4 protein-coding genes and 1 tRNA gene are annotated in these 8,804 nt (G+C 71.8%); all 5 read right to left on the bottom strand.

Annotated elements, in window-relative coordinates; genetic code table 11:
- Position 1 precedes the first annotated feature (1 nt).
- A tRNA-Thr gene (locus LR394_RS17535) sits at positions 2–74 on the bottom strand.
- A gap of 102 nt (positions 75–176) precedes the next feature.
- The gene (locus LR394_RS17530) at positions 177–1,742 is read right to left on the bottom strand and encodes an alpha/beta hydrolase (RefSeq protein ID WP_231443201.1); all 1,566 of its coding nucleotides are present in this window, start codon (positions 1,740–1,742) and stop codon (positions 177–179) included.
- 83 nt (positions 1,743–1,825) lie between these two features.
- Positions 1,826–3,040 carry a DNA polymerase III subunit delta' gene (locus LR394_RS17525; RefSeq protein WP_231443199.1) on the bottom strand — a complete coding sequence of 405 codons (1,215 nt, stop codon included), beginning with the start codon at positions 3,038–3,040 and terminating at the stop codon, positions 1,826–1,828.
- Entirely contained in the window at positions 3,037–5,727 is a 2,691-nt protein-coding gene (gene tmk, locus LR394_RS43020; protein WP_231443197.1) for a dTMP kinase, read from the bottom strand. Before tmk ends, LR394_RS17525 begins: the two co-directional genes overlap by 4 nt.
- Before the next feature lie 245 nt (positions 5,728–5,972).
- Positions 5,973–8,795, bottom strand: a complete 2,823-nt coding sequence (topA, locus tag LR394_RS17515) for a type I DNA topoisomerase (RefSeq protein WP_231443195.1) — start codon at positions 8,793–8,795, stop codon at positions 5,973–5,975.
- Positions 8,796–8,804: the final 9 nt, after the last annotated feature.

Here is an 8,804-nt window from a genome sequence, read left to right as displayed (position 1 = left end):
GAGCCACCTATCGGACTCGAACCGATGACCTGCTCATTACGAATGAGCTGCTCTACCAACTGAGCTAAGGTGGCGCGTCGCGGTCCCAGCAAGGTTCTGCCAGGGCGACGGTTCACGAGTATACGGGTTCCGGAGAGTGCTCCGTGACGCGGCTACCCGTAGGCGTGGCGATCGGGCTACTTGCAGGCGGTTCCCTCGTTGGGCAGGGCGCCGGTGAGCATGTAGTCCTCGACCGCGGTGTCTACACAGGTGCTGCCCTGGCGGTAGGCCGTGTGCACGGTTCCTTCCCAGGTCAGGAGGCGGCCGGCGTCGAGCTGGGAGGCCAGGGCCTCGGACCACTCGTAGGGGGTGGCCGGGTCGTCGACGGTGCCGAGGACCAGGATCGGGGCCGAGCCCGCGGCGTGCAGTTCCTTGCGCTCCATCACGGCCTTGTAGGGCCACTGCGAGCAGCCCAGGCCGCCCCAGCCGATCGAGCCGCCGAGCGGGGGGAACTCCTTGTTCAGCTTGGCGGCGCCGGCGGCGATCTGGTCGGGGGTACGGGTCTCGGGGACGTCCAGGCAGAAGATGGCGGGGTTGGCGGCGAGGGTCTGGCCGTATTTGCCGTTCTCGTCGCGTTCCAGGTAGGTGTCGGCCAGGGTGAGCAGGCCGGTGCCGTCGCCGGCGTTGGCCTGGGCGATGCCGGTGGTCAGGACCGGCCACAGCTGCTGGGCGTACAGGCCCTGGGCAATACCGGTGAACATCAGGGACTGGGTCAACGGACGGGCGGGGTCACCGGTGTCGAGCGGGTTGGCGTCGGTGCGGTCGACCAGGGTGGCGAGCTGGGCCACGCCGTCGTCCACGGAGCCACGCAGGGGGCAGTCGCCACCGGACTGGCAGTCGGTGACGTAGGCGCGCAGGGCGCGGGAGAAGCCTTCGGCCTGGCCGGCGGTGTACTCCTCGGCGCTGGTGGAGGGGTCGATGGCGCCGTCGAGGGTCATTCGGCCGACCCGCCAGGGGAACGTCTCGGCGTACCAGGCGCCGATGTAGGTGCCGTAAGAGGCGCCGTGGTAGGAGAGGACGTCGTCGCCGAGTAGGGCGCGCAGCACATCCATGTCCTTGACCGTGCTCAGCGTGTCCACGTTCTCCAGCAGGGCCGGGTCGGTGTTCTGCTGGCAGACCTCGCCGAAGTCCTTGGCGTCGGCCACCGCCTCCTTCACCTCGGCCGGGGTGTCGGGGGTGCCCTCACCCGAGGTGGACTCGTCGTACTGCTTGTCGGTGTAGCACTTCACCGGGGCGGACCGGCCGATGCCCCGGGGGTCGAAACCGACCACGCTGTAGTTCTTCAGGATGCTCTGGCCGAAGGCCTGGCGGGCGACCGCGGCGTAGTCGATGCCGGAGACCCCGGGCCCGCCGGGGTTGACCACCATCGAGCCGATCGGGTCGTCACCGGTGGCCGCGAGCTTGTTCGCCGAGATCCGGATGGTCTTGCCGGTGGGCTCGTCCCAGTCGACCGGTACCTCGAACGTCATGCACTGGTAGTCGTCGCCGCAGTCGGACCATTCCACCGACTGCCCGTAGAACTTCTGGTACGCCGCGTCGGTGGCCGGATCGGTGACCCCGGACGGGACCGAGCCGGCCGAGGGCAGCGCGGTGGCGGCGGCCTTCGAGCCACCGTCGGACCCCGAATCGGGGAAGGAGCAGGACGTCACCCCGAGGGCAACCGCCGCAAGCAGGGTCAGGGACCGGACGGCGGGGCGGAACATCGCTCTCCTCGGCATAACTGGTGATCAACGAGACCGAAGAGCACGCTATCCCACGGCGCTGTGCAGCGGAGTACCCACGGTGATCAGGCGGCCGCCGGGCGCAGCTGAACCATCAGCGACTCCAGGGCCAGCAGCGGCGAGACATTGGCCTCGATGCGCTCCCGGGCCTGGCCGATCGCCTCCATCCGGCGCAGCGTGGAGGCCGCCGAGCTGTTCCGCGCCTCCGCCCGGATCAGGTCCGCCATCTCGGCGTTGACCAGCTCGATCCCCTCGGAGCGGCCCTCGCCCAGCTGCAGCACGAGCACGTCCCGGTAGAGCGAGAGCAGGTCGATCAGGGAACGATCGAGGACGTCGCGCTGGGACCGGGTGGCCCGGCGCTTCTGGTTCTCCTCCAGCTGCTTGACCTGCGTGCGCACGGCCGGGGGCAGCGTGGACAGGCCCTCGGCGCCGAGAGAACGCAGCAGCGCGGCCTTCTCGGTGGCATCGCGTTCGGTGGTGCTGGCCTTGGACTCCTCGGCGCAGACCTCGACCAGCTCACCGGCGGCCAGCACGGCGGCACCCACGCTGCGCAGCTTCAGCGGCAGTTTGAGTACCTCGCGGCGGCGGATCCGGGCGTCCTCGTCGAGAGCCAGACGCCGGGCCAGGCCGATGTGGCTCTGGGCCGAGCGGGCCGCGAACGAGGCGATGGCCGGGTCGGCGCCGTCCCGCCGGACCAGGAGTTCGGCCACATCGGAGACCGGGGGGATGCGCAGGCCGATCCGGCGGCAACGGGAGCGGATGGTGGTGAGCACGTCGTCGGCGCTCGGCGCGCACAGCAGCCACACCGTGCGCGGGGGCGGCTCCTCGACGGCCTTGAGCAGGACGTTGCCGGAGGAGTCGTTCAGCCGGTCGGCGTCCTCGATGACGACCACCCGCCAGCGCCCTTCGGACGGGCTGCGCTGGGCGAGCTGGATGAGCGGACGCACGTCGTCCACCCGCAGCTGGACGTGCTCGGTGGAGATCAGGCTGACGTCGGCGTGCGCCCCGGACAGCGCGGTCTGACAGGAATGGCAGGTGCCGCAACCACCTTCGAGGCACTGCAGGGCGGCCGCGAAGGCCCGGGCCGCGGTGGAGCGGCCGGAGCCGGGCGGGCCGGTGATCAGCCAGGCATGGGTCATCCCACCGGAGATGACGGCCGAACTGTCGGCGTCGATGCCGAGACCGACACCGGCGGCAACCATTTCACCGGCGGCCTTCACCGCCTGCTTCAGGATCGCGGTGGCGGCCTCCTGACCGACCACGTCGTCCCAGACGCTCATGCCTGCCGCCGTCCGCGCCGGCGCAGCGGGTTCTCGCCGGTCTCGCCCGGATCACCGTCGGGCAGGTGGATCGTCCGGTCCTCGTCCTGGTCCAGGGCGGTCACGTCGATCTCCGGCATCGCTGCGGTAGGTGGGGGAGCGGGCCGCTGCGGCGCCGGGGCCGGTTCGGGCAGTTGGGGACGCAGGGGGCGTTGCGGCACCGGGTTGGTGTCACCTGAGTACGGCTCAGGCTGAACCGGCTGGACCCGCACGGTCGGTTCGGCCGGGCCCCAGGCATCCGCCCCGGGAGCCTGGACCGAGCGCGGCGGCATCTGGACCGGCTCGGTGACCGGCCCCAGCGCGGCCGCGGCGGCCGCCTCGCTGGCCCGCCGGTCCACCTCTTCGCGGTTACGCTGCGACTCCTGGGCCCGCAGCTCACGCTCGGCCTCCTGCTGCAGCTGCCGCTCGGCCTCGTCGCGGGCCCGGCGCCGCGACTCCTCCCGCTCGCGGGCCTCTTCCACCCGGCGGCGCTTCAGGTCTGCGTCCATCCGCAGCACCTCGGCCTCGGCCTTGGCCCGGCGCTCGCGGGTCTGGCCCTCCTCAGCCAGCCGCTCGTCCAGCTCGGCCCGACGGCGGGCCGAGACCGGCAGCACCTGGCGGACTCCTTCGCGGATCAGCTGCTGCACTTCTTCTGCACTCAGCCCGGCATCGATCACCAGGTAGCGGTGCGGAGCCTGGGCCGCCAGCGCGAGGAACTCGGCGCGGACCCGCTCGTGGAAGCCGTCGGGCTCAGCCTCCAGCCGGTCCTCGCCACCACGGGTGACGTCGTGTGCCCGGCGGGCCTTGCTGACCATCGGGTCGACATCGAGCAGCACGGTCAGCGCCGGCACCAGACCGTCGGTGGCCCAGTCGGAGATCCGCTGCACCGCGCCGCCGTCGAGTTCGCGCCCGGCGCCCTGATAAGCGACCGAGGAATCGATGTAGCGGTCGGTGACCACCACCGCGCCCCGGGCCAGGGCCGGGCGGACCACGGCCTCGACGTGGTGGGCCCGGTCGGCGGCGAACAGCAGAGCCTCGGGCCGGCTGCCCAGCGCTGCGGTGTTACCCAGCAGCACCTCACGCAGCCGGACACCGAGCGGGGTGGCGCCGGGTTCACGGGTGAGCACCACGTCGTGGCCCTGGTCGGAACGCAGCCACTCGGCCAGAAGCCGGGCCTGGGTGGACTTGCCGGAACCGTCGCCCCCCTCCAGCGCCACGAACACGCCGGGGTAAGTGATGCGCGCGGCGGCCGAGGGGCTCGGCTGCCGGGAGGACCACCGGGCCCGCAGGTCCTGCCGAAGGCTGGTGCCGGCCCGGTCGTCCAGCTTGCGGTAGCTGGTCACACCCAGTGCCAGGGTGAGCACGGCGGCGATCAGGAAGACGAACGCGGCGCCGTTGTAGCTGAGCGAGCGTGAGTCGGTGAAGTTGATGGTGTGCCGGCCGATCAGCCCGGCCAGCAGCGGCCCGGCGGCCAGTACCACCAGCAGCACCACCTGGGCCGCAGAAGCGAGGTAGGAGGTGGCCCGGGCCCGCACGCTGTGATCGGCCGCCCGTTCCAGCAGCGCCTGGCCAACGCCCCAGGCCACCCCGCCGCTGGCGCCCAGCCCCACGGTGAGCAGCACGGCCATGACCATGTTGGGGATCAGCGCGAGCGCGGCCAGGAAGAGCCCGGCTGCGACCAGGCTCAGCCCGAACAGCCGGAACCGGGAGAAACCCTCGAGCAGTTGCGGACCCACCCGCAGGCCCAGGGCCAGACCGGCGAACACGGCGGCGAACAGCACCCCGAAGCCCGGCTGGCCGGCACCCAGGTCGCGAGCGTAGATCTGGGCCAGGCCGAGCACCGAGCCGGCCGTCGCCAGCGCCCCCAGCATGCCGGTGACCAGGCTGCTGAGGGTGGGAACGGCAGTGATCGAGGGACGGCCGGTGAGCACCGAGCCGATCACTGACTCACGCGGCAGCACCTCACCCGCCGGGCGCGGCGGGATCGGAGCCCGGGTGACGGTCAGGGCGGCCACCCCGAACAGCGCGGCCGTGGCGTAGAGGGCCAGGTCGCCCGGGCGGTCGGCGAGCACCTCGAGGACCGTGGCCAGCATGCCGTTGACCAGGCTCAGCAGGGCGAAGCCGAGGCCGGCGACGAAGGCCGCGGCGTAACCGATCAGCCGCACGGCCCGGCCGGCGGCCTGGGTGCGGTGGCCGGGCACCAGCGCGGCGGCGGCGCTGAGCCGGGCCCGGCGGGAAAGCAGAGCCAGGACCTCGATCAGCAGGGCGGCGACGTAGAGCCAGGCCAGCGAGCCGATCAGGGCGACGCTGACGAACAGCGCCGCGCGCAGCAGGTCGGCCCCCAGCAGCACCAGCTTGCGGTTCAGCCGGTCGGCCAGGGCATCGGTGACCGGGCCGAGGAGGACGGCCGGGGCCAGCCGCAGCACCAGCACCCCGGCGACGGCGAGGTTGATCCGGGCGTACGAGCCGCCGGCCAGTGAGGCGGCCAGGGCGAGCAGGGCCAGCAGCCCCAGCCACTCGCCGAGGGCCGAGGTCGCCAGGGCCGGCCGGAACCGGCGGAACGAGGCCTCCTGGAACACCGGTGCGACGTCAAGGTCCTGGTCCGGCCCGCTCGGGCTGGGCACTCCGGGTTCGGGGCGCCGGCTCTCGTGCTGTCCGCTGGCTGTCACTCGGTCAGGGTAACGGCCGCCACCGACACTCTCCGGAATCGTTCACCCGCGCCCGGGTGGTCGTCGCAGCCGGTTTCCCCAGGTCACGTTCGGCGGACGGCCTGGACTGTCCCCAGAAGAGCCCTCAAACAAAGGACGTGGGTGGGCACCGGCGCCGGTCCGGTCCCGGGCGGTGCGGTGCCGGACGGGCAAGAACGACGCAGACGGGCCCGGCCACCTTGGCCGGGCCCGTCTGCTGCGATCGACTACTCGGAGGCGGCCGGGGCCGTCTTCTTCGTGGTGGCCGCCTTCTTGGCCGGAGCCTTCTTGGCGGTGGCCTTCTTCGCGGTCGTCTTCTTGGCCGCGGTCTTCTTGGCGGTGCCGGTCGTCTTCTTCGCGGCCGTCTTGGTGGTCTTCTTGGCCGTCTTCTTCGCCCGCGGCGCCGCTGCCCGCTTCTCGGCGAGCAGCTCGGCGGCCCGCTCCAGGGTGACCGACTCGACCTCGTCGCCCTTGCGCAGGGTGGCGTTGGTGGTGCCGTCGGTGACGTAGGCGCCGAACCGGCCGTCCTTGATCACGATCGGTGCCTGGGTCTCCGGGTCGGCGCCGAGCTCACGCAGCGGCGGCGCCGCGGCCCGGCGTCCGCGCTGCTTGGGCTGCGCGTAGATGGCCTTGGCCTCGTCCAGGGTGATCGAGAACAGCTGGTCCTCGGTCTCCAGCGAGCGGGAGTCGGTGCCGCGCTTCAGGTACGGACCGTAACGGCCGTTCTGCGCGGTGATCTCCTCGTTGGTCTCCGGGTCGACCCCGACCAGACGCGGCAGCGACAGCAGCTTCAGCGCCTCGTCCAGGGTGACCGTCTGCAGATCCATGCTCTTGAACAGGCTGCCGGTACGGGGCTTGGCCGACTTCGGTGAGTCTTCGGGCAGGATCTCGGTGACGTACGGGCCGAAACGGCCGCTGCGGGCCACGATCTGACGGCCGGTGTCCGGGTCGGTGCCGAGCTCGCGGTCACCGTCGGCCTGGGTCTCCAGGAGCTCGCGAGCCTTCTCCACGGTGAGCTCGTCCGGGGCCACGTCGTCGGGGACGCTGGCGCGCTTGGCCTCTCCGTCCTCGCCGGGGACCTCCAGGTAGGGGCCGTAGCGGCCGACCCGCAGCACGATGCCCTCGCCCAGCGGCACCGAGTTGATGTCCCGGGCATCGATGTCGCCCAGGTCGTCGACCAGCGGCTTGAGCCCGTGCATGGCGTCCGGTCCGGCCGGTCGCGGCGCCTGGGCGGAGGAGTTGCCGTTCTCGGCCGAGCCGTCGCCGAAGTAGAACCGGGCCAGCCACTGCCGGCGGTCCTGCTCACCGGCGGCGATCTGGTCGAGGTCGGCCTCCATCGAGGCGGTGAAGTCGTAGTCGACCAGGCCGCCGAAGTGCTCCTCCAGCAGCCGGGTGACGGCGAACGCCAGCCAGGTGGGCACCAGCGCGTTGCCCTTGTGCCCGACGTAACCGCGATCGACGATCACGCTGATCGTGGCCGCGTAGGTGGAGGGTCGGCCGATGCCACGCTCTTCCAGCGCCTTCACCAGGCTGGCCTCGGTGTAACGGGGCGGCGGCGAGGTGGTGTGGCCGTCGGCGCTCAGGTCCCGGGCGTCCAGCCCGTCGCCCACGGCCAGTTCCGGCAGACGCCGTTCGCCGTCCTCACCACCGTGACGCTCTTCGTCGCGGCCTTCTTCGTAGGCGGCCAGGAAGCCCCGGAAGGTGATCACGGTGCCGGAGGCGCCGAAGACCGCGTCCCGTCCGTCGGTGGTCGTGGCCCCCAGCCGGATCGTCGCGGTGGAGCCGCGGGCGTCTTCCATCTGGGAGGCGACCGTGCGCTTCCAGATCAGCTCGTACAGCCGGAACTCGTCCCCGCTGAGCTCACCCGAGACCTGCGCCGGGGTCCGGAAGCTGTCCCCCGAGGGCCGGATCGCCTCGTGCGCCTCCTGCGCGTTCTTCGACTTGCTGGCGTACGTACGCGGCTGGGCCGGGATGTACTGCGGCCCGTACAGGTCCGAGGCCTGCTGCCGGGCAGCGTTGACCGCCTGGTCCGACAACGTGGTCGAGTCGGTCCGCATGTACGTGATGTAGCCGTTCTCGTACAACGACTGGGCCGTGCGCATCGCCTGCTTCGCCGACAGCCGCAGCTTGCGCCCGGCCTCCTGCTGCAGGGTGGACGTGGTGAACGGAGCCGCCGGCCGACGCCGGTACGGCTTCTCCTCCACGCTGCGGACCGTGGGGTGGACCCCGTCCAGGGCCCGGACCAGGGCGTTGGCCGCTTCCTCGTCGAGGTGCACGACCTCCGTGGAGGTCAGCTGGCCGACGTCGTTGAAGTCGCGCCCGGTCGCCACCCGGCGCTCGTCCAGGGCCACCAGGCGCGCGCCGAACCAGCGCCCGGCGTCGGAGTGCCCCTCGGAGGCGGCGAAATCACCGGTGACGTCCCAGTACGAGGCGGGCCGGAAGGCCATCCGCTCCCGCTCGCGCTCGACCACCATCCGGGTGGCCACGGACTGCACCCGTCCGGCCGAGAGCCCGGCCCGGACCTTGCGCCACAGCACCGGGGAGACCTCGTACCCGTACAGCCGGTCCAGGATCCTCCGTGTCTCCTGGGCATCGACCAGACGCTCGTCCAGGTCCCGGGTCTGCTCCAGCGCCCGGCTGATCGCCTCCCGGGTGATCTCGTGGAAGACCATCCGGTGCACCGGGATCGTCGGCTGCAGCACTTCCAGGAGGTGCCAGGCGATCGCCTCACCCTCCCGGTCCTCATCCGTGGCCAGGTACAGCTCGTCCGCGTCCTTCAACGCCCGCTTGAGCTCGGCGACCTTCTTCTTCTTGTCCGCATCGACCACGTAGTAGGCCTCGAAGCCGTTCTCCACGTCGACGGCGAACTTGCCGAAGGGCCCCTTCTTCATCTCCGCCGGCAGCTCACTGGGCTGCGGCAGGTCACGGATGTGCCCGACGCTCGCCTCGACGTCGAAGTCCGGGCCGAGGTACTCGGCGATCGTCCGTGCCTTGCGCGGCGACTCGACGATCACGAGCCGCCTGCCGGTCGCGGTCTTGCTGGCGGCCACAGGCTCACC

Origin of the sequence: Kineosporia babensis (genome assembly GCF_021129305.1) — a bacterium.
GTDB classification, from domain to species: Bacteria; Actinomycetota; Actinomycetes; order Actinomycetales; family Kineosporiaceae; genus Kineosporia; species Kineosporia babensis.
Note: the sequence above shows the minus strand (reverse complement) of the source record. Positions and strands in the feature narration are given on the sequence as shown.

Coding starts and splice junctions, on each gene's coding strand:
- LR394_RS17530 (WP_231443201.1), bottom strand. CDS start 1,742: ATGTTCCGCCCCGCCGTCCGGTCCCTGACCCTGCTTGCGGCGGTTGCC.
- LR394_RS17525 (WP_231443199.1), bottom strand. CDS start 3,040: ATGAGCGTCTGGGACGACGTGGTCGGTCAGGAGGCCGCCACCGCGATC.